Here is a 22671-nt window from a genome sequence, read left to right on the forward strand (position 1 = left end):
CCCACAGACCACGCCGCACCGCCGGACCGGCACGTCGTCTCCGGGTCGCTGAACGCCCCGCACCGCCGCGGTCGCATCCCCCTCCCGGCCCGTCGAGCCGTGCTGACGTGGTCGCGAGCGCGGCGGCGCCGAGCGCTGGGTTGCGGCGCCGCCACTCCGGGGCTGTTTCAGGGTTCGCCGCGGCGGACGACGCCGGCCTCGTACGCGAAGACGACGACCTGGACGCGGTCGCGCAGGCCGAGCTTCATGAGCAGCCGCCCCACGTGTGTCTTCACCGTGGCCTCCGACAGTGACAGCGCCGCGGCGACCTCCAGGTTGGACCTGCCACGGGCCACCTCGACGAGCACCTCCCGCTCCCGACCGGTCAGCCGGTCCAGCAGCACGTCGGCCGGCGACGGTCCCGCCGACGGGTCCGGCAGGTGCCCGGCGAACGCGTCGATCAGCCGCCGGGTCACCTTCGGCGCGACGACGGCGTCGCCCTCCGCGACCGAGCGGATCGCGCCGACCAGCTCGACCGGCTGGACGTCCTTGAGCAGGAACCCGCTGGCGCCGGCCCGCAGCGCCGACCACACGTACTCGTCCAGGTCGAACGTCGTCAGCACCAGGATCTTCGCCGCCGAACCCGACCCGACGATCCGCCGGGTCGCCTCGATCCCGTCGGCGACCGGCATCCGCACGTCCATGAGCACCACGTCCGGCGCGAGTGCCGCCGCCATCGCGACCGCCTGCGCGCCGTCGGCGGCCTCTCCGACCACCTCCAGGTCGGGCGACGTCGACAGGATCATCCGGAACCCGAGCCGCAGCAGCGGCTGATCGTCAACCAGCAGCACCCTGATGCTCACGGCCCGTCCTCTCCCCCGCCGCCGTCCAGCGTCGCCCGGACCGACCAGCCACGGCCACCGGGCCGCGGTCCGGCCGTGAACCGCCCACCGTATGCCGCGGCCCGCGCGGCCATGCCCGTCATGCCCCGCCCGTCTCCCCGTCCTTCGACCGCCACGTCACCAGGCCCGCCGTCCCACCCGCCGTCCCGCCCGCCGTCCCACCCGCCGTCCGGCCCGCCGTCCCGCCCGCCGTCCGGGCCGCCGCCGCTCCCCGGCGCACCCGGCCCGTCGTCGGTGACCTCGAGTTCGACGCGTCCGCCCGTGTACCGCAGCCGCACCTCCGACCGGCTCGAAACCCCGGCGTGCTTGAGCACGTTGGTGAGCGCTTCCTGCGTGATGCGGTACACCGCGAGCTCCGCGCCCGCACCGAGGTCCCCGGGCACCCCCTCGACGGTGACCTCGACCCGCAGCCCTGCCGCGCGCACCCCGGCGACGAGCGCGTCGAGATCGGCGAGGCCCGGCTGCGGCTGGGGGGCGGGATGCGGGTCGGGGTCGGTGTGCAGCAGCCCCAGGACGCGACGCATCTCGCCGAGCGCCTGCCGGCCGGTGCCCGACACGTGCCGCATGGCGGCCACCGCGTCGTCCGGGGACGTGCCGGCGGTGAGCGTGGCCGCGTCGGCGAGGGTGACCATCACCGACAGGTGGTGCGCGACGATGTCGTGCATGTCGCGGGCGATCCTGGCCCGCTCGGCGGCGACGGCGATCTCGGCCCGCTGGTCCCGGTCCCGTTCGAGCCGGCGGGCCCGGTCCTCCAGCTCGGCCAGGTATGCCCGCCGCGTGCGCACCACCAGCCCGAGCAGCACCGCCGCGGCCAGCCCGAACGTCACGAACCCCACCGCCGTCCACTGCGGACCGGCGACGAGCGACGCCGACAACGCGAGCGTCTCGACCACCACCACGATCGGCACGAGGTGCCGCAGCGGGCCGTGCCGGGCGACGGTGTACACGGCGACGGCGATCACCGCCTCCGGATACAGCCCCTCGACCCTGATCCCGACGAGGAGCAGCGTCAGCAGCGACAGCCCGAACACGCTCCAGCACACGGCGACGGGCGCGGCCCGCCGCCACGCCAGGATCAGGTGGACCACCACGTAGCACGCGACGCCGACGACCCCCGACCCCTCCAGCGACCGGTGCGCGTTGACCAACCCGATCGCGGCGGCAAGCATGCCGTCGACCCACCGCGGATGCCGCACCACGAACGCCCGGACCTCCCCGAACCACCGGGCCCCGGCCGCACCCTCCACCGAGCCCCCGGCCTGCGCAGCGGACCGGGGGTCGACAGGGTCGGTGATGGGATGCACGGGCAGCAACGCTATGCGTCTCGGCGGCGCAGGACGAGCGTGCCGCCGAGCAGGAGCAGGACGGCCCAGCCGGCGAGGACGGCGGCCGAGCCCGCCGGGGTGAAGGTGTGGAACGGCGTGCCGGTGCCGTCGATGCTGTACATGGCCTGGGCGGCGACGGTCGGCACGAAGGGCATGATGTCGTCGGCGCGGGCCGGGGGCAGGGCGGCACCGAGCAGGGCGGGGCCGACGAACATCGCGGCCACCAGGGCGGTGATCGCGCCGGCGGAGTGGCGCAGGAGCGTGCCGACGCCGAGGCCGAACAGGCCGGTGAGGACCAGGCCGGTGGCGGCGCCCGCGATCGCCCGGGGCACCTGCGGGTCGGCGAGGGACGCGCCGTCGGCGCCGAGGAAGGCCTGGCAGATCAGGAACGAGCCGAGGCACACGACGCTCATCAGCGGCACCGTGACCGCGACCTGGGCGACGGCCTTGGCCGCGACGACCGGCCAGCGCCGCGGCACGGCGGTCAGGGTGGAGCGGATGGAGCCGGTGCCGTATTCGCCGGTCATCTGCAGCACGCCGAAGACACCGACGACGAGGACGACGAAGTCGACGGGGAGGAACCCGGCGCCGACGGCCTGAGCGACGCCGGGCGGTGCGTCGCCGCCGACGATGGAGCGGTGCACGCCGTAGCCGACGGCGCCGGCGAGGCCGACGGTGACGACGGCGAGGATGCCCAGCGTGAGCCAGGTGGAGCGCAGGGACAGCAGCTTCGTCCACTCGGAGCGCAGGACGCGCGGGAACGTGAGCGTCATCGGTATTCGACCTCCGACTTGGTGAGCTCCATGTAAGCCTCCTCCAGGGACGCGCGACGTGGGGTGAGCTCGTGCAGAGTGATGCCGGCGGCGCGGGCGACGTCACCGATGTGTTCGGCGGTGGCGGCGGACACGTGCAGCAGGCCGGGCTCGACGCCGGTGACGACGGCGCCGGTGGCGATCAGGGCGTCGCGCAACGCGGTGGCGGCCGGTGAGCGGACCACGACGGTGCCGACCCCGACCCGCGCGATCAGCTCGGCGACGGTGGTGTCGGCGAGCAGGCGGCCGCGGCCGACGATGACGAGGTGCTCGGCGGTGACGGCCATCTCGCTCATGAGGTGACTGGACACCAGGACGGTGCGGCCCTCGGCGGCGAGGTCCTTGAGCAGGGTGCGGATCCACAGGACGCCGTCGGGGTCCAGGCCGTTGACCGGCTCGTCGAGGATGACGACGGCCGGGTCGCCGAGGAGCGCGGCGGCGATGCCGAGCCGCTGCCCCATGCCGAGGGAGAACCCGCCGGCGCGACGGTGCGCGACGGACTCGAGGCCGACGAGGCCGAGGACCGCGTCGACCCGGGCCGCCGGGATGCCGTGGGTCTGCGCGAGGGCGAGCAGGTGCGCGCGGGCGGTCCGTCCCTTGTGGACGGAACGGGCGTCCAGCAGCGCGCCCACCTGCCGCAGGGGGTCGGGATGCGCACGATACGGCCGGCCGTTGACCGTCGCGGTGCCCGCCGTCGGGCGGTCCAGCCCGACGATCATGCGCATGGTGGTGGACTTGCCGGCGCCGTTGGGCCCGAGGAATCCGGTCACCTGCCCGGGCTTCACGGCGAACGTCAGTGCGTCGACGGCGACGGTGCCGCCGTAGCGTTTGCTCAGTGCCTGCGCCTCGATCATGCCTTCGACGCTAGGGCTCGCACCGATTCGCAACGACCGTCTCAGGTCGCGACCCGGACCCCGGGATGTCGTCCTCAGGGAGGACCCGCGTCCTACCCGGCGACGACGGGCAGCGCCGCGAGCCGCCACGTGCCGGGGTCCGGCACCCGCCGCGCGACGACGCCCGCGAGCGCGCCCGCGTCGCTGAGCGCCAGGTCCGGGAACCGGCGCAGCAGCGTGCCGAGCGCCACCTCGGTCTGTACCCGCGCGAGGGGAGCACCCAGACAGAAGTGTGGGCCGTGCGCATAGCCGAGGTGCGCCCCGGCGGACGTCGAGCGCAGGTCGAGCCGGTCCGGGTCGGGGAACACCCGCGGGTCCCGGTTCACGGCCACGATCGCGACCGTGACCGGTTCACCAGGGGCGACGGTCACTCCGGCGAGGTCGGCGGGGGCTTGCACGTACCGTGGAATCGTGAGCAGCTGAGGACCGCACCATCTCGTGAGCTCCTCGACGGCGCCCGGCAGCAGGTGCGGTTCGGTGCGCAGGAGCGCGGCGCGGGAGGGGTCCTCCAGCAGGGTCGCGACGGCGTTCGCGATGAGGTTCGTCGGGGTCTGCCCAGCGAGGACCAGATGCCAGACCAGGGTGATCAGCTCCTGCTCCGTGAGCCCGTCGCCGAACACGGCCGCGACCTGCGGGGCGGCGGTCCTCGCCCCGTCGATGATCGCCGGGACGGCCGCGGCGAAGGCGGGCCCGTTGCCCGCGGCGACGGCCCGGCCGTGCGCCAGCCACGCCGGACGCTGCGCCGCGGGGACGCCGACCAGCGCGCAGACGACCTCCATCGGCAGCGGCCCGGCGAAGTGCTCCAGCAGGTCGACCGGACCGTCGAGGAGCCGGTCTGCGACGTCGTCGAGCAGGCGGTCGACGATCTGCTCGACCGCGGGGCGGAAGCCGGTCGCCCGCCTAGCCGTGAACGCGGGCGCACTCAGCCGGCGCAACCGCTGATGCTCGGGGCCGTCCATCTCCTGCATGGTCCGCATGTACGGCCGGCAGTGCTCCGGCACGTCCGGGCGCTGATAGCTGGCGGCGCTGTTGCCGAACCGCGGGTCGGACAGCATGGCCCGCGCCTCGGCGTGCCGGGTGACGGCCCACATGGGGCCGAAGCCGGGTGCGACGAGCCTGGCGATCGGCGCGCGCTCGCGGGCCCGCCCGTAGACGGCGGCGGGGTCGTGCAGCAGCTCGGGGTCGGTGAGGTCGATCTCGGGCACAGTCGTCACAGGTACACTCCAAATGATCGCATCATCTGAATGGTGACAGTATCTTAAACACCATGGCCCGACTGACCCGCGCCGAGGCGCAGGAGCGCAACCGTGCGGCCGTCCTCACCGCCGCCCGGGCCGAGTTCGCCGAGCGCGGCTTCCGCGACGCGAAGATCGACGCGATCGCCGAACGGGCCGAGCTGACCCGCGGCGCGGTCTACTCCAACTTCCCGGGCAAGCGCGCCCTGTACTTCGCCGTCCTCGCCGACGACGTCCCCGCCGTCCCCGCGGCCGCCACCACGACCACGGCCCGGGCCGCGCTCGGCGCCCTCGCCAGGGCCTGGGTCGCCCGGCTCCCCCTGGCCACCGACGACACCGGACCTGCCGCCCGCCTCGCCGCCGACCTGATGGCCGAGGTCGTCGCCGACCCCGCCGCACGCACGGCCTTCGCGCAGCTCAAGCACCTCGACGCGATCGTCCTCGGACTCGCCCTGGAACGCCTGCGGCACGACGGAACACGGCAGGTCCGCCTCGCCGAGCTCGCCCTCACCGTGCTGCACGGCGCCGGCCAGCTCGCCGCGGCCGCGCCAGGATTCGGCGAGCCGTTCCACGTCGTGCGGGCCGTCGAGGAGCTCCCCGCCGTCGACGACACCTGGGTCCCGCCGCCGGCCGCGACCACCGCCCACACCACCGACGAGCCGTGGACCCCGCCGTCCACCGCGGACCTGCTGCGCGGCGCGCCAGTCGAGGCCCGACCCGACGGGATCGTCGCGATCGTCGGCCTGCACCGCCTCACGGCCGTCGAGCACGCCGCCCGCAGCGGGCTGCCCGTCACCGCGATCCTCGTCACCGATGCGCCGGACGAGCTGCTGCCGCTGGTCCGGCTCTCCCTCGCCGAGCTGCGGCACCACCTCGCGCACGCCGCACCGCCCGCCGCGTGGCCGGACCTGCAGGTCACCTACGACCAGCGACCCACCGACGACGCCACGGAGACCGCCCTGCGGATCGCCGGGGGCCGGGTCGTCGCCCGCGCCGACGGCTGGGGCGCCTGCCACGCCGTGACATCCATCTAGCCTTGCCATTTCAGCAACAGCCCTTGCCGCAGGCGCCAGGCCGAGCGACGCTCGGGTCATGCGGAACGAATACGACGTAGTGATCATCGGCGGCGGCGCGGCCGGGCTGAGCGCGGCACTGACCCTGTCCCGTGCCCGCCGCCGGGTGCTGGTCGTCGACGCGGGCAACCCTCGCAACGCACCGGCGAGCCACATCCACAACTATCTCGGCCGCGAGAGCACCCCGCCGGGCGAACTGCTGGCCATCGGCCGCGCCGAGGTCACACAGTACGGCGGCGAGATCCTCGACGGCACGGTCACCGCCGTGCACCCCCGGGGCGCCGACCTGCCCCGGTTCGCTGTCGAGCTCGCGGACGGCACGACGGTCGAGGCGCGCCGGGTCCTGGTCACCACCGGCCTCACCGACGAACTGCCCGACATCCCCGGCGTGGCCGAGCACTGGGGCAGCCGGGTACTGCACTGCCCGTACTGCCACGGCTGGGAGGTCCGCGACCGGCCCGTCGCGATCCTCGCCACCTCCACCATGGCCGCCCACCAGGCGCTGCTGTGGCGGCAATGGACCCCGGACGTCACCCTGCTGCTGCACACCGCCCCCGCCCCGACCGCCGAGGAGCTCGCGAAACTCGCGCGGCGCGGGATCCGCGTCATCGAGGGCGAGGTCACCGGGTACGGCACCGACGGCGCCCGGCTCGCCGACGGCACTCTGGTGCCCGTCGACGCACTGGTCCTGATGGGCCGCGTCGAGGCGCGTGTCGACGCGCTCGCGCCGCTGGGCCTGAAGCCGGTCGACTTCGAGGCCAATGGCCTGCGCCTCGGCACGCACATCCCCTCCTCCGGGCCGGGCGGCGCCACCACCGTGCCGGGTGTCTACGTGGCCGGCAACGTCACCGAGCCGATGGCCACGGTCATCGCCTCGGCCGCCGCCGGCGTCTCCACCGCCGGAATGCTGAACATGGACCTCGTCATGGAGGACGCCGCCTGATCCCCGCGGCGGCACCGGTTGCCTCAGCCGGTGCCGCTGTGCCCCCCGCCACGTCGCGCATTGCTTCCTAGGATGCTAGGATTCAGACATGAAGGCGGTGCAGCGGCTCGCAGACCAGATCTCGGAGGTCGTCCAGGGCGACCTCCTCGCATTGATCCTGCACGGATCTCTTGCCACCGGGGACTTCCTGCCCGGCCGCAGCGACATCGACCTGCTCGTCGTCGTCGGCACCGACCTCGCCAGCGACCGGGCCGGCGCGCTGGAGCGGCTCGTCCGGGGTGCGGACCTCGGCGACGCGGCGGGCATCGACCTGCACGTGGTCACCGCGTCCGCGGTCGCCGCACCGCAACGGACACCACCGCTGGAGCTGCACATCGGCCGGTATCCGTCCGGCGTCGAGGTCACGGATGCCGTCGACGCCGACGCCGACCTGCTGGTGGAGCTGGCCATGGCCCGCGACGGCGGACGGGCGCTGCACGGTCCCCCGCCGCAGGAGGTGATCGGCGAGATCCCGGCACAGTGGGTCCGCGACCGCGGCCGGCACTGGCTGACGACCTGGCAGGTGCTGACGGAGGACGACGAGCACGCCGCGCACATGGTGCTGACCGCGTGCCGGATCTGGCGGTTCGCCGCCGAGGAGCGCCACTGCGGCAAGGTGGACGCCGCGACCTGGGCCACGGCCCGGGATCCGAGCCTGGTGGCGATCACGGCCGCGCTCCACCGGTACACCACCGGAGAACGCGACCGCATCGAGCCTTCGGCGATCGGGCAGGTGCTCGACACGGTGCTCCGCGAGGCGGAGCGGCAGATACGGTGTGACCGTGACCGCATCCGGTGAGGAGCGCGACGGGGTCGCGCTGACGAACCTCGACCAGCCGCTGTTCGACGAGGCCGGGGCGACCAAGCGCGACCTGGTCGACTACCTCGACGCCGTCCGCGACCGGATCATCCCCGTGCTGCGGGACCGGCCGCTGTCGGTGATGCGGATGCTGCGCGGGCAGCAGCCCTTCATGCAGAAGAACCTGCCCAAATACACGCCGGACTGGGTCCCGAGGCTGACCGTCTGGGCGGAGTCGTCGAAGCGCAACGTCACCTACGGGCTGTGCGAGGACCGGCGGACACTGCTGTGGTTCGCCAACCAGCGGGCGATCGAGTTCCACCCGCTGCTGGCCAAGGCGCCGGACTTCGCGCACACCACCCACATGATCCTCGACCTGGACCCGCCGTCGCCGGACGCGTTCTCCCTCGCCGTCGGCGCGGCCAAGCTGATCCGCACCGTGCTCACCGACCTCGGCATGGACAGCGTGGTGAAGACCAGCGGCGCCAAGGGGCTGCACGTGTTCGTGCCCATCGACGCGCACGCGCCGATGGAGGACATCGCCGCCGCGACCCGCGCCGTGGCCGCTCGCGCCGCGCGGCTCGACCCGGATCTCGCCACGACCGCGTTCATCCGCGAGGACCGTGAGGGCAAGGTGTTCCTCGACCCGACCAGGGTCGGCGGGGCGACCGTCGCCGCCGCGTACAGCCCACGGCTGCGGCCCGGCACACCCGTGTCGTTCCCGCTGGCGTGGGACGACCTCGACGACGTGACGCCGGCCGACTTCACGATCCACACCGTGCCCGCGCTGCTGGGCGACGGCGACCCGTGGGCGGCCCGGATGCCGGCGCCGCAACGGCTCGACGCCGACCTCATCGCCGAAGGGCACACGATCCCCGTGCCCCGCGTGCAGGCGATGCATGAAGGGAAACGCCGCGCCAAGGCCAAACGGGACGCCGAGGTCGACGGCTGATGCCGATCGTCGTCGACCCGCCGCGGGAGGAGTGGGCGGCGCTCGGCCTCACCCTCGCCGCCCGGATCCGGCACGACCTCGGACCCGTCGCCGTGCGGGTCGAGCACATCGGCAGCACGTCGATCCCGGGGATGCCCGCCAAGCCCGTCATCGACCTGCAGCTCAGCGTCACGGACCTGGACGCGCCCGTGGCCGGGCCGCTGGAGGCGCTCGGCCTGTCCCTGCGGCCGTGGGTGCGCGACCACGTCCCGGCCGGCCTGACCGACGATCCGGCCCGGTGGGCGAAGCGGATGTGGAGCGGGCCGGGCGTCAACCTGCACGTGCGGCTCGCCGGCTCGCCGAACGAGCGGCTGGCGCTGCTGTTCCGTGACTGGTTCCGGGCGCACCCGGCGGCGGTGCCGGCCTACGGCGCGTTCAAGTCGGCCCTGGCCGGGGTCCTCGACGACGTCGGCGAATACAGCGACGTCAAGGACCCCGTCGTCGACCTGGTGATCGTGGTGGCGCAGGAATGGGCGGCGGCGACCGGGTGGTCGGTCAGCCCTCAGGAGTGAAGGCGCGGGGCTCGACGAGGACCAGCCAGTTGCCGGTGTCGTCGCGCATGACCGCTTCCACGCCGTACGGGCGGTCGGAGGGCTCCTGCAGGAACGTGACACCCTTCGCGGACAGCTCCGCGAACGTCTTGTGACAGTCGTCGACCCGCAGGCCGAGCGCACCCATCTGGCCCTTCTCCAACTGGCGGCGCACGAACGCGGCGGCCTCCTCGTCCAGCGGCGGGCCGGGAAGCATGAGCGTCACCTCCAGCTCCGGCTGGTTCGGGTGGCCGATCGTCAGCCACCGGTAGCCCTCACCCATCGTCACGTCCGTGCGAGGTTCGAAGCCGAGCAGGTTGACGTAGAAGTCGCGGGCTTTGTCCTGGTCAAGGCAGTAGACGGTGACCAGCGAGACGTTGGTAATCATGCCGGCGACGTTACGGACCGTCAGACACCGGGCGCTTCTCCAGAATTGCGCCCTTGTGCAGGACCCCGTTCATGAACAGGAAGCAGCCGGGCACGTGCGGCACGCCGCGGGCCGCCCAGCGGTCCCGGTACGCGGTCGGGCTCTCCCCCACGACCGCGGTGAACCGGGACGAGAACGAGCCGAGGCTGCTGAAGCCGACCATCATGCAGATCTCGGTGACGGTCAGGTTGGCCGAGCGCAGCAGGTCCTGGGCGCGCTCGATGCGGCGGCGGGTCAGGTAGCGCATCGGCGTCTCGCCGTAGGCCGACTCGAAGCACCGCACGAAGTGATACTTGGAGACCCGCGCGACGGCGGCGACCGCGTCCAGGTCGAGGGGCTCGCGGTAGTGCCGGTCGAGGTGGTCGCGGGCCCTGCGCAGATGCGCCAGCAGTTGCACGGGCACCGACTGCGTCGACGTCACCCCAGCACCTTACCGCGAGCCGATGGTCACTCCAGGCATCCATACATGCACACAGCGCTACAGGGGATGTGAAACCTGCCCGGATTCGGTTAGGTTGGCCGGACGTGCCGTTCACCGCCGTTCGCCGCCGTTCGTTCGAGGAGTGCTCAGGGTGTCCCGACGCAGGACCGCTGTCGTGTTGCTGGTGACGTCGCTGCTCGCCATGTCGGCGTGCGGGTCGGACAAGAAACCGGACCACTCGGCCGCCCTGCCCGCCACCGGCGCACCCACCGCCTCCGCGACCGACGGCCCGTCGCCGACGGCCGCGGCGTCACCGTCGGCCGGCCCGTCCGCGTCGAAGTCGGGCAAGCCGTCGCCGAAGCCGAGCGCCTCGACCGTGAAGGGCCCCGAGGGCACGTTCGTGATCCGCCCGCCGGGCACCGGTCACGGCGCCGCCGGCTCGCAGAGCCGCACCGGGTCCACCGCGGTCGCGCTGACGTTCGACGACGGGCCAGACCCGGTCAACACCCCGAAGATCCTCGACCTGCTGCGCGACACCGGCGTGAAGGCCACCTTCTGCCTGGTCGGCTTCCGCGCCCGGGACAACCCGGGCCTGGTCCGGCGGATCGCCGCCGAGGGGCACACGCTGTGCAACCACTCGTGGCAGCACCTGACGGACCTGGCGAAGAAGGAGCCCGGGTACATCGACTGGGACCTCAAGCACACCAACGAGGCCATCCGCGCCGCGGCCGGCGCCAACGTCCCGATCAGGTACTTCCGGGCGCCCGGCGGCAACTTCACCCCCGGCCTGATCGCGAAGGCCAAGGACATGGGGATGGCGTCGATCTACTGGGACGCCGACCCGGCGGACTGGAACCACTCGAAGGACTCCGACGACGCCGCCCACATCAAGCGGGTCATCGCCGAGGTGAAGAAGCAGGTCCGCCAGGGCTCGATCATCCTGTCCCACGACAACAAGCAGCCGGACACGATCATCGCCTACCAGACGCTGATCCCGTTCCTGAAGCAGTACTTCACCCTTGAGGCGCTCTGAGCCGCTGCACGCGGTGCAGGACGACGTCGCCGAGCGTGCCACCCGCCACGTCCGCGGTCATGAAGGTGGCGAACGGCTGACGCCGCCGGTCCGTCGGTGAGCCCGGGTTCAGCAGCCGCAGGCCGCCGGGCGTCACGGTGTCCCACGGGACGTGGGAGTGGCCGAAGACGAGCAGGTCCCTGCCCGGAAAGCGCGCCTCGCAGCGCTGCTCGCGGCCGGTCGCCGGTCCCGTCTCGTGGACGACGGCGACCCGCAGCCCGTCGAGCTCGACATCGGCGACCTCGGGCAGCCGCGCCCGCAGTGCCGGGCCGTCGTTGTTGCCGTACACGCCGACCAGCCGTGCGCAGCGGGCCTCGAGGCGATCCAGGAGCGCCTCGTCGACCCAGTCGCCCGCGTGGACGACGAGATCGGCGGCCTCGACGGCGGTCCAGACCGGTGCCGGGAGGTCGCGGGCGCGCTTGGGTACGTGGGTGTCGGCGATGAGCACGAGCCTCATCCGGTCAACGCTAGTGGCGGACCCGGCGCTGCGGGCCCGCCACCAGCACGTGACTGTCAGACCTTAGTGACGACGGTGCCGAGGATCTTGTCGCTCAGGGTCTGCCGCTTGGCGTCCCAGAGCGGGAACAGGAAGCCGACGAAGCAGATGATGGCGTCGACGAAGTGCACGATGTCCCGAACGAACGCCATGCCCGCGCCGATCGGCTGGCCGGTCTCCTCCTTGATCAGGCGCAGGCCGAGGAGCTTCTTGCCCCAGCTCTGACCCTGGCCGCCGAGGATCCACCGGTTGTAGACGAGCCAGGCGATGCCGACCGCAAAGCTCAGGTAGTAGACCACGTCGCCGATGAGCGAGCCGATCATGACCACGACGATGTAGGGGAGGAGGTCGACGATGTAGGCGCCGACACGCACCGGCCATGTTGCGAGGTTCATGGATCTCCTTGGAGAGAACATTGGGGGGGGTGGGGGTGGATGCTGCTCAGGCGAACCCGAACCGGTGCAACTGGAATGCCCAGCTCATGGCGGCGGCCACGAGCATCACCCGTCCCATCCGTGACCGGGCCCGGTCCGACCACGGCGCCGGAGCGCTGATCACGCCGAGCCTGCGCAGGAGGACCAGCGGCAGCGCCACGACAGTCACCGCCGCGAGCCCGAAGATGCCGGGGTTCGCGGCCGCGGCGCCGGCGAGGTGTCCGTGCACCAGCGCCACCGCGGCGGTGGTCAGACCACAGCCAGGGCACGGCACGCCGGTGACCTTGAGCAGCAGGCACGGCACGCCGAGGCCGGTGGACGACGTGAACGTCGGCCACAGCACCGCGGCCGCCCCGGCGAGGACGCCGAAACCGCCGATTCGTTCCGGGACGGAGAACTGCCTGCGCACGTGACCTGCTCGATCGACGGATGAGATCGCGATCGTATGGCAACAAACGGTCCTGTAGGTCATCCGAACGACCGACATCTCTGCCATACCCGGCTACAGCACTGCTCGCATATCGGTCTTTTCGGTCGGGCCATGACATCCGTCATGGGGTCGCGGGTGACGCCGCACAGATCCGCCGGGGTGGACAGCGGGCGATGCTCTCCCCATGACGAACGCAGCTGTCCAGTTGACCGGCCTGACGAAACGGTTCGGTGCGCTCACCGCCGTGGACGGGCTGGACCTCACGATCCGCCGGGGCGAGGTCGTCGCGCTGCTGGGCCCGAACGGTGCCGGCAAGTCCACGACGATCGACATGCTGCTCGGCCTGCAGCGGCCCGACGCGGGCACGGTCCTGCTCGACGGGCAGTCCCCGGCGAAGGCGATCGCCCGCGGTACCGTCGGCGCCCTGCTGCAGAGCGGCGGCCTCCTGCCGGACCTCACCGCCGGTGAGACGGTGCGCCTCACCGCGGCCCTGCAGCAGCGGTCGCGGCCGGTGCGGGAGGTCCTCGACCGGGCCGGCGTCACCGAGTTCGCCAACCAGCGCGTCGGTGGCCTGTCCGGTGGGCAGCAGCAGCGGATCCGCTTCGCGATGGCCCTCGTCGCCGACCCCGAGCTGCTGGTCCTCGACGAGCCGACGACCGGCATGGACGTCGAGACCCGCCGCGGCTTCTGGACCACGATGCGCCAGGAGACCGCGCAGGGCCGCACCGTGCTGTTCGCGACGCACTACCTGGACGAGGCCGACGCGTACGCGGACCGCATCGTCCTGCTGCGCGCCGGTCAGGTCATCGCCGACGGCACCGCCGCCCAGATCAAGGCCGCGGTCACCGGCCGGACGATCCGCGCCACCCTGCCCGGCGCCGACCTCGTGGGCCTCGCCGCCCTGCCCGGCGTCGACCGGGTCGAGACCCGCGGCGACGTGGTCATGCTGCACTGCGACGACTCCGACGCCGCCCTGCGGTCCCTGCTCGGCAGCACCGACGCGCACGACGTCGAAGTCACCGCACGCAACCTCGAAGACGCCTTCATCGCCCTCACCGCAGCCGGGAGCAGCAAGTGAACACCACCTACCTCCGCATGGAGATCGTCCGCCTGGTCCGCAACAAGCGGGTCGTCATCTTCTCCATGCTCATGCCGGCCCTGCTCCTGCTCATCATCGGCGGCGTCTCCGTCGGCGACGACTCCGACGCCAAGAAGTACGTCATGGTCAGCATGGCCCTGTTCGGCGCGATGACCGCCGCCCTCACCAGCGGCAGCACCATCGCCGTCGAGCGCGGCCTCGGCTGGAACCGCACCCTGCGCCTCACGCCCCTGTCCCCCGGCGGGTACGTCGTCAACAAGGTCATCGTCGCGCTGCTCGTCGCGATCCCCCCGGCCCTCTTCACCTTCATCATCGGCGCCGCCGCCCTGCACGTCCGGCTCACCGCCCTCGAGTGGGTCCTGTGTTTCGTCGGCGCCTGGCTGTCGGCGCTGCCCTTCGCCGCGCTCGGCGTCGTCATCGGCTACCTCGCCAAGCCCGACGGCGTCCAGCAGGTCACGGCGCTGCTCAACCTGACCCTCGCCGCGTTCGGCGGGCTCTGGGTGCCGGTCTCGCTCATGCCGCACTTCATGCAGCAGATCGCGAAGCTGACCCCGTCGTACTGGACCGGGCAGGTCGCCCGCAGCCCCCTCGACAACGGCCACATCGACGCCGAAGCGATCCTCGTCCTCGGCGCCTGGACCGTCGCGCTCGCCCTCGTCGCGCTGCGCAGGTTCCGCGTCGACACCGCCCGCGCCTGAGCGTCGTCGGTACCGTGTCCGACATGAGCACAACCGCCGCCCGCCGCCCCTTCTGGTTGTGGGCGGCGGTCTGGCTGTTCTACATGGCCGGCCCGATCGGCGACGCCTGGCGCCGGCCCGAGATCTGGGAACGGGTCGTCGGCCTCTCCGCGGCGACCGCCTTCTGCGCGCTCTACCTGCTGTCCTTCGTCGCCGCCCGCACCGCGATGAAACGCACCGGCGCCCTGATGCGCCTGCCGACGGCCCTGCTGCGGCTCGGGCTGATGGTCGCCCTGACCACCGTGCTGACCCTCATCGTCGGCGAGTCCGGCCTCACCTCCCTCGTCTACGTGGCCGTGATGGCTGTGTTCACCCTCTCCCCGCGCCTGGCGTGGTCCGTCGTCGTCACCGCCGCCGCCGCCGCCTTTGTCCTGCCCAAACTCGTGCCCGGCTGGGACGGCGGCATCGACCTCACCTTCGCCGTCCTGGTCGCCGCCCTGGCCGTCTGGGGCGTGACCCGGGTCGTGCAACGCAACGCCCAGCTGGCCGAGGCCCGCGAGGAGATCACCCAGCTGGCCGTCGCCGCGGAACGCAACCGCTTCGCCCGCGACCTGCACGACCTGCTCGGCCACTCCCTCACCGTCGTGTCCGTGAAGAGCGAGCTGGCCGCGCGCCTGGTCCGCCTCGCCCCTGACCGCGCCGAGGCCGAGCTCGCCGACATCCAGCGCCTCGTGCGTGAGGCCCTGGTCGACGTGCGAGCCGCCGTCTCCGGCTACCGCGAGATGTCCCTGGCGACGGAGCTCGCCTCGGCCCGCAGCGCCCTGGACGCCGCCGGCATCGAGGCCGACGTCCCCCTCACGGCCGAGGCCGCCGACCCCGACCGGCAGCAGCTCTTCGCCTGGGTCGTCCGCGAAGGCGTCACCAACGTGATCCGCCACAGCGACGCGAAGCACTGCTGGATCCGCCTCGAACACGCCGCCGTCGAGATCAGCGACGACGGCCGCGGCCCGACCGCCCGCTCGGCTGCCTCCCCTGCCACCACCCCGGCCGGCTCCCGGCCCACATTCGACGGCGCCGCCAGCCAGGGCCACGGCCTCGCCGGCCTCCGGGAACGCGTCGACTCCGCCGGCGGCACCCTGACCATCGGCAACCGCGACGGCGGCGGCTTCGTCCTGCGCGCCACCACCTGACCCCCGCCGCACCCTGCCCCAGCAGCCTGACCCGCACTCCCGTGACCGACGCACCGCCTGGCCAACGCACCGCCTGGCCAACGCACCGCCTGGCCGACGCACTCCCGTGACCGATGCACCGCCTGGCCGACGCACCGCGTGACGCGTGGCTGGCGAGTCACATGGGCGGCGAGTCGCATGGGCGGCGTGACGCGCGGCCGCGCAACGCATGGCTGACGCAACGCGTTGCCGACATAACGTGTGGCCGGCAAGTCGCGTGTGGGCGGGCGACCGTATCCACCGCGTGGGTCGAGGCGACCCGTTGAACCGGACCTGGCGCGGGTCGATCGGCCCCCTCCCCTCAATGCCTAATGCGGTTGCCGGGCCGCCGGGCGACGGGCAGGCTGCGGCCGGTGGACACGCTGCCGCCCTCAGACGGATCCCAGGACGTGACGGTCCCGGAACCACAACCCCCGACGCCCCCGCCGAGCGCACAACCCGCGACGCCCCAGGACGGCTGCACGACTGCTCCGGACAGCGCCACGACGACCCACGACGGTTTACGGCGCGAGGAGCCTGCAGTCGGGCCGCGGCACGAGGAGCCCACGGTCCGCACGGGGCGGCAGGAGCCCACGGTCGGGCTGTCACACCGGGCAACCGCGGACAGGCGACGACGTGCGGCGGTCGCGGAGGCGCTGCCGGCAACGGTGCGGGCAAAAGCCGAAGCCGCCGGCGCGCACGACTGGCTGCGGAGGTTGCCGGAGATCGTGGCCGAGATCGAGGAAGAGTGGGCGGTCGCGATCGGGAAGGTGTACGCCGACGCGACCGAAGCCCTGGTCGCCGACGCCACCACGGCCGACGGATCGCCCGCGGTCCTGAAGCTGCTCGTGCCGCGTCCCAGCGACGCGACCGCCAACGAGATCACCGTGCTGCGGCTGGCCGGCGGCGACGGATGCGCCCGGCTGCTGCGGCACGACGCCGCCAGGGACGCGCTGCTGCTGGAGAAGCTCGGCCCGAGCCTGTTCGAACTGGGACTGCCGGTCACCCGACGCCACGAGATCCTCTGCGACGTGGCCAGCCGCGTGTGGCGACGGGCGCCGAACGCCGGCCTTCCCACTGCGGCGACGAAGGGCGCGCGGCTCGGCGCCTTCATCACGGATCTGTGGGAACGGCTCGACCGGCCTTGCGCCGAACGCACCGTCGCCCACGCGCTGGCCTGCGCGGAACGCCGAGTCGCCGCCCACGACGACGCCCGGGCCGTCCTGGTCCACGGCGACGTCCACCAGTGGAACACCCTGCGCGCCGCGGACGGCTTCCGCCTCGTCGACCCCGACGGCTTGCTCGCCGAAGCCGAGTACGACCTCGGCGTCCTGATGCGCGAAGACCCGGTCGAACTGATGGCAACCGGCCCCCGCGACCGGTCGCGCTGGCTCGCCGCCCGCACCGGCCTCAACGAGACCGCGATCTGGGAGTGGGGCGTCGTCGACCGCGTGGCAACCGGCCTCGTCCTCACCCAGGTCGGCCTCCAGCCCGTGGCCGCCCAGATGCTCGCCGCCGCCGATACCATCGCCGCCATGCCCACCTGACGCCTCCTCCCGCGTCGCCCGCCGTTCCGCCGCTTTCACGCCGAGCCTGCTCGCCACCTACCCGTCCCGGACCCGCCGCCCGAGTGCACGCGGTGATTCGCGTCCACTGTGGATTCCAGGTCCCGCGCATGACCGGCAGGACTGCTCGCCGCTCGCCCCCGTTCACCTCCGAGCGTCTTCCGCAGTCTGACCACCCCATCCGCCTTCGCCCCAGGCGTGCTCGCCACCTGTTCGCCCGTGTCCGCACGCCAGGCTGCGCACCCCGGTCCGCCTTCGCCCGGCCCGGCCACGCCCGCCCACCTTCGCGCCGCGGGTCCACCGCCGACCGCTCACACCGACCCGCCTACGCCTTGCCCGCCCGGTCGGGTGCTGCGTGCACCAGGTGCGGCGCTCCGAGTGCTGTGCGCTGCTCGCCCGCGTCCGCCTTCGTGCAGCCTGGCCACCCGTCCGCTTTCGCACCGTGCGGCCCCCGCCTACCCGCCCGCGCCTGCACGTGCCGGGTCTGACCGTGTCCGTATTCACGCCACCGCCCACCCCGTTCCGCCTGGCCAGCGTTCCGTCCGGCCACCGCGTTCCGTCTTCGCGGCGCACCGGAGCGCTGTCGAGACGGCTCAGGGCGTGTCGTCCGCCTGCCGCCTCCCGGGGTGGTGCTGGTCAGCTGTGGGAGAGGAGCACGCGGGCGGCGGCGTTGCGGGTGGCGATGCCGAGCCTGGTCTTCGGGATCAGCATCGCCGTGGCGAGGCCGGCGGCGCGCTGCTTGGCGTCGGTGTGGACGCGGTGTGCTGTCTCGTATGCCCTGAAGGCCGACGTGTGGTCCTCCGGGCTTGCGGCCAGAGCGGCGGCGAGGGTGTGGGCGCCGGCCATGGCGAGGCTGGATCCGTCGCCGAACAAGGACACACAGGACGCCGCGTCGCCGAGCAGCGCGACCCGGCCATGCGACCAGGACGGCAGAGTAGCTCCGGCACGCACCAGCCGGCGTCCGCATAGGCCTCCGTCACGATGCGCTTGTGCTGGGCGGTGTCGCGGTGGTCGAACCCGTCGACCATCGGGCCGCGGAAGATGAACGCGACCATCGCCCGGCCCGTCGACGGGTGGATCGACACGAGCCTGCCGGGCGTGTTGTGCATCAGCACGTCGTGCGGATATTCGGCCGGGCCGTCCAGCGGCATGGTCGCCACCCAGACGCCCATGTGCCGCACGAAGTCGCGCTCCGGGCCGAACACGAGCCGGCGCACTGCGGAGTGGAGCCCGTCGGCGCCGATGACCAGGTCGAAGCGTCGCGGGGCCTCTCGCTCGAACATGACGTCGACGCCCGAGCCGTCCTGGCTCACCGACGTGACGGTGTCGTCCCACAGCAGCTCGGCGTCGTCGCGGGCGGCCTCCTGCAGGATCGCGGCCAGGTCGCCGCGGGGCAGCTCGACCTCGCGGTTGCCGGCCGCGCTCTTCGACGACGGCATCGGCACACGGCCGGCCGGGCGGCCCTTGGCGTCGATGACGAGCATCGACGTCGCGTGGGTGGCCGCCGCACGCAGCTGCGGCATGATGCCCAGCTCCTCGGCGACGGGCAGGGCCGGCCCGCGCACATCGACCGGGTTGCCGCTGGAGCGCTGGCCACCGGCGCGCTCCACGATCGTGGGCCGGAACCCGTGGCGGGCCATGAAGTGAGCGAGCGTCGGGCCGGCCACGCCGGCGCCGGAGATGAGGACAGTGGGAGGAGTCATGCCGACACACTATCTGCATCGAGTGCAAAAATGCAATGAGTGCAAGTCGACACTTGATGCGGTACCATGGCAGCATGACCTTGCGCGACCGCAAGCGCGCCCGCATCCGGCAGTCGCTCGTCGACGCTGCGACAGAGCTGTTCGAGCGGGACGGCTATGAGCGCACGACCGTTGCGGACATCGCCGCCGCGGCGGACATCGGCACGCGCACGTTCTTCAGCTACTTCGCCAGCAAGGAGGAGCTGCTTTTCCCCGAGAGCGATCACCGGGTCCAAGCGGCCATCGATGCGATCGCGGCCCGCGGACCTCACGACACCCCCGTCGAGGTGCTGGTCCGCGCTCTGCACCTGACCGGCGCCGACAACGACGACCTGACCGACCGACTGGCGGCGCTGCGGATGAGGCTGATCCGCGAGGTGCCGGCGGTGCGGGGCAGGGGGTTGCAGATCCAGCTGGACGCCCAGCAGCAGATCGCGGCACACCTGGCAGAGGCGTTCCCGGAGCAGTTGGACCGGGTGAGGGCGGGAGCGCTGGTCGGGGCGTTCGTCGGCGCCGTCACCGGGGCGGTGCAGGTGGTGATGGAGGACCTGCCGCCGCATCACGATCCGAAGGAGCTGCGGTCCGCGGTTGAGGAGGCGACGAGCATCGCGTTACGGCCATGGATGACGCTCCCGGCCGGCTAGAGCGGCCGGCGCCCCGGCCGCGGTGGGCGGTGATCCGGACAGGCGCCGGAACGGGAACCCGCACCAGCGAGCACTGCGGGCGGAAGGCGTCCGACAGGCACCGCGGGCGGGTCGTCGAGCCTCCGGCCCGGCCGGCCATCTGCCGCGGTATGCCCGAAGTCCGCCGCGCCCGGATCCGCCACCAGGCGACCGGCCTCGGGAGCGCCGGTTCAGGCGGACTCGAACGCCAGCGGACCAGGCAGCGCCGCTGGGCGCCCGGCAGAGGGAGCCGGACCGGGCTGACCTGCGGGGACCGTGCGATCCGCCAGGACGAGGGGTCGGACCGCGCAGACCCACGGCGAACCGTCTAGGCCACCAGGACGCGGGCCGGACCGGGCAGGCCCGCGGGCACCGCCTGAGCCACCAGGGACGCGGGGCAGACTGGGCAGGTCTCCAGGGGACTTTGTGAACCGCCAGGACGCGAGGCCCGACCGGGCAGGTTCTTAGGGGGCAGCAGAGGCACGAGCGACGGTTCGGGTGCCGGTGCGTCTGATTTGTGCGATTTGTCAAACCCTGCCACGCGACCACCGGGTCGCCTCGTCCGGGTGACCTGGCGGAGGCGGTCGGGCATGATCGTGGCAAGGTGGCAGGGGCGCTTGCCCCGTATCAACAGCGCGCACGCAGATCGGGCAAAGGGGGACGAACAGTGAACAGCTTCTTCGACCGGGTGAAGGATCTCGCGGACCAGCACGACGACAAGGTCGACGCTGCGCTGGAGAAGGTCGGTGACGTCGTCGACGACAAGACCGGCGGCAAGCACTCCGAGCACATCGACAAGGCCGTCGACGCCGCCCAGCAGCACACCGGCGACGGCGACACCACGAGGAGCTAGCCGGCGGCCTTCTTCGCCGCCGCGTAGGCCAGGTGCAGGAAGTCGGCGCCGGCGATCGCGCTCGCCACGCCCATCCCGAAGCGGGTCAGCCGCGGGGCGAACACGAGGCCGGCGCCGAGGCCGGACGCGACCCAGACCGCGGTGCAGAACGGGCAGGTCAGCAGCTCGCCGAGGGCGTGCTGCACGCCGTGGCCGCGGGGGCTCTCGTTGAGCTCCGCCGACCCCGCCGCGCTCTCGAACTGCGTGACCGGGGCGCGCAGCGGGCTGGTGATCGTGTCCTTGGTGATGAGGCGGGACAGCTTGTGGGTCGACACCGCCAGGAGCGCGACGTCGGCGAGGGCGGGGCGCTCCGGAAGCCGCTTTCCGGTGAGTTTGGCAACACCCCCGGCAGCACCCACGGCGGCGCCGAAGACGGCCATGACGGTCGCATACCCCCGCAGCGGACGCTCATCGGGCGCCTTCCGCGCATAGGAGGACGCCGGCCGGGCATCGATGTCTGCCATACGGCCCCGGCTACCCGAACCGTCCGAGCGGCAAACCAGGTGATCGTCTCGGGTACGATGACTCTGCAACGTCGACCCCCGCGCCGCGACCACCACCGTCAGCGCCGGGTTGGACGACCCCTCAGACGTTCGGAGACTTCATGGCGGTCCGCCGCCTCATCCCTTCATCCTCTTCGGCGACCTTCGCCGATCTCGGCGTCCCAGCACCGCTCGTCGCGGTGCTGCACGCCAACGGCGTGACTGAGCCGTTCCCGATCCAGACGGCCACGCTGCCCGATGCGATCGCCGGCCGTGACGTCCTCGGTCGTGGCCGCACCGGCTCCGGCAAGACGTATGCGTTCGTGCTGCCGGTGCTGATCCGGCTCGCCGCGAGCCGCGCCCGCAACCCGCGCCGCCCCGGCCGGCCGCGGGCGCTGGTGCTCGTGCCGACCCGTGAGCTCGCCACGCAGGTCGAGGCCGCGATGGCCCCCCTCGCGCAGGCGTTGTCGCTGCGCACGCAGGTCGTGTTCGGCGGGGTCGGCGCCAACCCGCAGATCTCCGCGCTGCGCGCCGGTGTCGACGTGCTCGTCGCCTGCCCCGGCCGGCTCGACGACCACGTGCGGTCCGGTCACGCGCGGCTCGACGACATCGAGGTCACCGTCCTGGACGAGGCCGACCACATGGCCGACCTGGGCTTCCTGCCGGTGGTCCGCCGGCTGCTGGACGCGACGCCGTCAGACGCGCAGCGGCTGCTGTTCTCCGCGACCCTCGACGCCGGCGTCGATGTGCTCGTCCGCCGGTATCTCACCGACCCGGTGACGCACAGTGTCGACCCGGTCGCCGCCCCGCCGGTCGACATGACCCACCACGTGCTGCACCTGCGCGACGAGGACCGGTTCCCGGTGCTGGTCGAGCTGACCGCCGCGCCGGGTCGCACCGTCGTGTTCACGCGGACGAAGCGCGGCGCCAAGACGCTGGCGCGCAAGCTCGTCATGGCGGGTGTACCGGCCGTCGAGCTGCACGGCAATCTCGCGCAGAACGCCCGCGACCGCAATCTCACCGCGTTCTCCGACGGCAGCGCCCGCACGCTCGTGGCGACCGACATCGCCGCGCGTGGCATCCACGTCGACGACGTCGCGCTGGTCATCCACGCGGACCCGCCGGCGGAGCACAAGGCGTATCTGCACCGCTCGGGCCGCACGGCCAGGGCCGGCGCCAGCGGCACCGTGATCACGCTGATGACCGACAAGCAGACCGGTGACGTGCGGCAGCTGGCCCGCGAGGCCGGCATCAAGCCGACGATCACGAAGCTGCGCCCCGGCGACCAGCTGCTGACCGAGCTCGCCCCGGGCAAGCGCACGTTCCAGGAGCCGCCCGCCGAGCCGGTGGCCGTGCCCCGGCAGCAGGGTCGCGGCCGCGCCAGGGACCCGTTCGACGACGGCGCCGACAGCGCGCGCACCGCGGGCCGCCGCTCCGGTCGCCGCAGGGCGCCGGCACGGGCACGGAGAGTGCCACAAAGACGGGCACGGGCACCGACACCCGGCGCGGCACGACGGCCGGCGAGGCACGCGGCACCGGGCGC

The 22671-nt window shown here is 72.9% G+C and carries 24 protein-coding genes and 1 pseudogene; 13 read left to right on the forward strand and 12 right to left on the reverse strand.

The features are described from left to right. Nucleotides 1-167: 167 nt before the first annotated feature. The 5 genes from OHA72_RS54880 to OHA72_RS54900 all read right to left on the reverse strand — a co-directional run bounded on the left by OHA72_RS54880 (nt 168) and on the right by OHA72_RS54900 (nt 5125). A complete protein-coding gene (locus OHA72_RS54880) occupies nt 168-785 on the reverse strand; it encodes a response regulator (protein ID WP_327011848.1) in 618 nt (205 codons plus the stop codon). Nucleotides 786-838: 53 nt separating this feature from the next. Next, complete coding sequence (locus OHA72_RS54885) at nt 839-2185, reverse strand: sensor histidine kinase (RefSeq protein WP_327004058.1); 1347 nt, start codon at nt 2183-2185, stop codon at nt 839-841. Nucleotides 2186-2196: 11 nt separating this feature from the next. Beyond that, on the reverse strand, nt 2197-2979 hold the full coding sequence (locus tag OHA72_RS54890) for an ABC transporter permease subunit (RefSeq protein WP_327004059.1): 783 nt from the start codon (nt 2977-2979) through the stop codon (nt 2197-2199). Then, complete coding sequence (locus OHA72_RS54895) at nt 2976-3872, reverse strand: ABC transporter ATP-binding protein (RefSeq protein WP_327004060.1); 897 nt, start codon at nt 3870-3872, stop codon at nt 2976-2978. The genes OHA72_RS54890 and OHA72_RS54895 overlap by 4 nt, the downstream gene beginning before the upstream one ends. A 92-nt stretch (nt 3873-3964) precedes the next feature. Then, nucleotides 3965-5125, reverse strand: a complete 1161-nt coding sequence (locus tag OHA72_RS54900; RefSeq protein ID WP_327004061.1) for a cytochrome P450 — start codon at nt 5123-5125, stop codon at nt 3965-3967. Nucleotides 5126-5178: 53 nt separating this feature from the next. Between OHA72_RS54900 and OHA72_RS54905 the strand changes: the two genes are divergently transcribed. The 5 genes from OHA72_RS54905 (at nt 5179) to OHA72_RS54925 (ending at nt 9503) form a co-directional block, all read left to right on the forward strand. After that, entirely contained in the window at nt 5179-6180 is a 1002-nt protein-coding gene (locus OHA72_RS54905; protein ID WP_327004062.1) for a TetR/AcrR family transcriptional regulator, read from the forward strand. 58 nt (nt 6181-6238) lie between these two features. Continuing rightward, complete coding sequence (locus OHA72_RS54910) at nt 6239-7162, forward strand: NAD(P)/FAD-dependent oxidoreductase (protein WP_327004063.1); 924 nt, start codon at nt 6239-6241, stop codon at nt 7160-7162. Nucleotides 7163-7250: 88 nt separating this feature from the next. Beyond that, nucleotides 7251-8000: a nucleotidyltransferase domain-containing protein gene (locus OHA72_RS54915; RefSeq protein WP_327004064.1), complete on the forward strand. Its 750-nt coding sequence runs from the start codon at nt 7251-7253 to the stop codon at nt 7998-8000. Next, nucleotides 7984-8952, forward strand: a complete 969-nt coding sequence (locus OHA72_RS54920) for a DNA polymerase domain-containing protein (RefSeq protein WP_327004065.1) — start codon at nt 7984-7986, stop codon at nt 8950-8952. The genes OHA72_RS54915 and OHA72_RS54920 overlap by 17 nt, the downstream gene beginning before the upstream one ends. After that, on the forward strand, nt 8952-9503 hold the full coding sequence (locus OHA72_RS54925; RefSeq protein WP_327004066.1) for a GrpB family protein: 552 nt from the start codon (nt 8952-8954) through the stop codon (nt 9501-9503). Before OHA72_RS54920 ends, OHA72_RS54925 begins: the two co-directional genes overlap by 1 nt. On the opposite strand, the gene OHA72_RS54930 is transcribed toward OHA72_RS54925, so the two are convergent. Next, the gene (locus tag OHA72_RS54930) at nt 9487-9909 is read right to left on the reverse strand and encodes a VOC family protein (protein WP_327004067.1); all 423 of its coding nucleotides are present in this window, start codon (nt 9907-9909) and stop codon (nt 9487-9489) included. The genes OHA72_RS54925 and OHA72_RS54930 overlap by 17 nt on opposite strands. Before the next feature lie 10 nt (nt 9910-9919). Further along, the gene (locus OHA72_RS54935) at nt 9920-10369 is read right to left on the reverse strand and encodes a helix-turn-helix domain-containing protein (protein WP_327004068.1); all 450 of its coding nucleotides are present in this window, start codon (nt 10367-10369) and stop codon (nt 9920-9922) included. 151 nt (nt 10370-10520) lie between these two features. Between OHA72_RS54935 and OHA72_RS54940 the strand changes: the two genes are divergently transcribed. Further along, nucleotides 10521-11402 (forward strand): polysaccharide deacetylase family protein, encoded by an 882-nt coding sequence (locus OHA72_RS54940; RefSeq protein WP_327004069.1) that lies wholly within the window; start codon nt 10521-10523, stop codon nt 11400-11402. On the opposite strand, the gene OHA72_RS54945 is transcribed toward OHA72_RS54940, so the two are convergent. Genes OHA72_RS54945 through OHA72_RS54955 form a run of 3 tightly spaced genes read right to left on the reverse strand, consistent with a single transcriptional unit; the run spans nt 11383 to nt 12780 of the window. Then, the gene (locus OHA72_RS54945; protein ID WP_327004070.1) at nt 11383-11898 is read right to left on the reverse strand and encodes a metallophosphoesterase family protein; all 516 of its coding nucleotides are present in this window, start codon (nt 11896-11898) and stop codon (nt 11383-11385) included. The two genes, OHA72_RS54940 and OHA72_RS54945, sit on opposite strands and share 20 nt — an antisense overlap. A 56-nt stretch (nt 11899-11954) precedes the next feature. Beyond that, nucleotides 11955-12332 (reverse strand): RDD family protein, encoded by a 378-nt coding sequence (locus OHA72_RS54950; protein WP_327004071.1) that lies wholly within the window; start codon nt 12330-12332, stop codon nt 11955-11957. A gap of 46 nt (nt 12333-12378) precedes the next feature. Beyond that, nucleotides 12379-12780, reverse strand: coding sequence for a DUF2752 domain-containing protein (locus OHA72_RS54955; protein WP_327004072.1), 402 nt, complete (start codon nt 12778-12780; stop codon nt 12379-12381). Between the two features lie 205 nt (nt 12781-12985). Here OHA72_RS54955 and OHA72_RS54960 point away from each other — a divergent pair, with 205 nt between their 5' ends. The 4 genes from OHA72_RS54960 (at nt 12986) to OHA72_RS54975 (ending at nt 17332) form a co-directional block, all read left to right on the forward strand. Next, nucleotides 12986-13879, forward strand: coding sequence for an ABC transporter ATP-binding protein (locus tag OHA72_RS54960; protein WP_327004073.1), 894 nt, complete (start codon nt 12986-12988; stop codon nt 13877-13879). After that, nucleotides 13876-14598, forward strand: coding sequence for an ABC transporter permease (locus OHA72_RS54965; RefSeq protein ID WP_327004074.1), 723 nt, complete (start codon nt 13876-13878; stop codon nt 14596-14598). Before OHA72_RS54960 ends, OHA72_RS54965 begins: the two co-directional genes overlap by 4 nt. Before the next feature lie 23 nt (nt 14599-14621). Then, nucleotides 14622-15767: a sensor histidine kinase gene (locus OHA72_RS54970; RefSeq protein WP_327004076.1), complete on the forward strand. Its 1146-nt coding sequence runs from the start codon at nt 14622-14624 to the stop codon at nt 15765-15767. 392 nt (nt 15768-16159) lie between these two features. Continuing rightward, nucleotides 16160-17332 (forward strand): aminoglycoside phosphotransferase family protein, encoded by a 1173-nt coding sequence (locus tag OHA72_RS54975; protein ID WP_327004077.1) that lies wholly within the window; start codon nt 16160-16162, stop codon nt 17330-17332. A 722-nt stretch (nt 17333-18054) separates the two neighbouring features. Here OHA72_RS54975 and OHA72_RS54980 read toward each other — a convergent pair. After that, the gene (locus OHA72_RS54980; protein ID WP_327004078.1) at nt 18055-19053 is read right to left on the reverse strand and encodes an FAD-dependent monooxygenase; all 999 of its coding nucleotides are present in this window, start codon (nt 19051-19053) and stop codon (nt 18055-18057) included. A 74-nt stretch (nt 19054-19127) separates the two neighbouring features. Between OHA72_RS54980 and OHA72_RS54985 the strand changes: the two genes are divergently transcribed. Together OHA72_RS54985 and OHA72_RS54990 are read left to right on the forward strand one after the other, a co-directional pair. After that, nucleotides 19128-19736, forward strand: a complete 609-nt coding sequence (locus OHA72_RS54985) for a TetR/AcrR family transcriptional regulator (protein ID WP_327004079.1) — start codon at nt 19128-19130, stop codon at nt 19734-19736. A gap of 685 nt (nt 19737-20421) precedes the next feature. Then, on the forward strand, nt 20422-20607 hold the full coding sequence (locus OHA72_RS54990; protein ID WP_327004080.1) for an antitoxin: 186 nt from the start codon (nt 20422-20424) through the stop codon (nt 20605-20607). Here the strand turns inward: OHA72_RS54990 and OHA72_RS54995 are convergent. Beyond that, nucleotides 20604-21110, reverse strand: a complete 507-nt coding sequence (locus tag OHA72_RS54995; protein WP_327004081.1) for a DUF1360 domain-containing protein — start codon at nt 21108-21110, stop codon at nt 20604-20606. The genes OHA72_RS54990 and OHA72_RS54995 overlap by 4 nt on opposite strands. Before the next feature lie 140 nt (nt 21111-21250). Between OHA72_RS54995 and OHA72_RS55000 the strand changes: the two are divergent. After that, nucleotides 21251-22612 (forward strand): annotated as a pseudogene (locus tag OHA72_RS55000) (DEAD/DEAH box helicase); the annotation flags it as partial. Between the last annotated feature and the right edge of the window lie 59 nt (nt 22613-22671).

Origin of the sequence: Dactylosporangium sp. NBC_01737, assembly GCF_035963215.1 — a bacterium.
Classification (GTDB): domain Bacteria; phylum Actinomycetota; class Actinomycetes; order Mycobacteriales; family Micromonosporaceae; genus Dactylosporangium.

Coding starts and splice junctions, on each gene's coding strand:
- OHA72_RS54985 (WP_327004079.1), top strand. CDS start 19,128: ATGACCTTGCGCGACCGCAAGCGCGCCCGCATCCGGCAGTCGCTCGTC.
- OHA72_RS54895 (WP_327004060.1), bottom strand. CDS start 3,872: ATGATCGAGGCGCAGGCACTGAGCAAACGCTACGGCGGCACCGTCGCC.
- OHA72_RS54950 (WP_327004071.1), bottom strand. CDS start 12,332: ATGAACCTCGCAACATGGCCGGTGCGTGTCGGCGCCTACATCGTCGAC.
- OHA72_RS54925 (WP_327004066.1), top strand. CDS start 8,952: ATGCCGATCGTCGTCGACCCGCCGCGGGAGGAGTGGGCGGCGCTCGGC.
- OHA72_RS54930 (WP_327004067.1), bottom strand. CDS start 9,909: ATGATTACCAACGTCTCGCTGGTCACCGTCTACTGCCTTGACCAGGAC.
- OHA72_RS54945 (WP_327004070.1), bottom strand. CDS start 11,898: ATGAGGCTCGTGCTCATCGCCGACACCCACGTACCCAAGCGCGCCCGC.
- OHA72_RS54905 (WP_327004062.1), top strand. CDS start 5,179: ATGGCCCGACTGACCCGCGCCGAGGCGCAGGAGCGCAACCGTGCGGCC.
- OHA72_RS54890 (WP_327004059.1), bottom strand. CDS start 2,979: ATGACGCTCACGTTCCCGCGCGTCCTGCGCTCCGAGTGGACGAAGCTG.
- OHA72_RS54915 (WP_327004064.1), top strand. CDS start 7,251: ATGAAGGCGGTGCAGCGGCTCGCAGACCAGATCTCGGAGGTCGTCCAG.
- OHA72_RS54880 (WP_327011848.1), bottom strand. CDS start 785: ATGATCCTGTCGACGTCGCCCGACCTGGAGGTGGTCGGAGAGGCCGCC.
- OHA72_RS54970 (WP_327004076.1), top strand. CDS start 14,622: ATGAGCACAACCGCCGCCCGCCGCCCCTTCTGGTTGTGGGCGGCGGTC.
- OHA72_RS54995 (WP_327004081.1), bottom strand. CDS start 21,110: ATGGCAGACATCGATGCCCGGCCGGCGTCCTCCTATGCGCGGAAGGCG.
- OHA72_RS54980 (WP_327004078.1), bottom strand. CDS start 19,053: ATGACTCCTCCCACTGTCCTCATCTCCGGCGCCGGCGTGGCCGGCCCG.
- OHA72_RS54960 (WP_327004073.1), top strand. CDS start 12,986: ATGACGAACGCAGCTGTCCAGTTGACCGGCCTGACGAAACGGTTCGGT.
- OHA72_RS54910 (WP_327004063.1), top strand. CDS start 6,239: ATGCGGAACGAATACGACGTAGTGATCATCGGCGGCGGCGCGGCCGGG.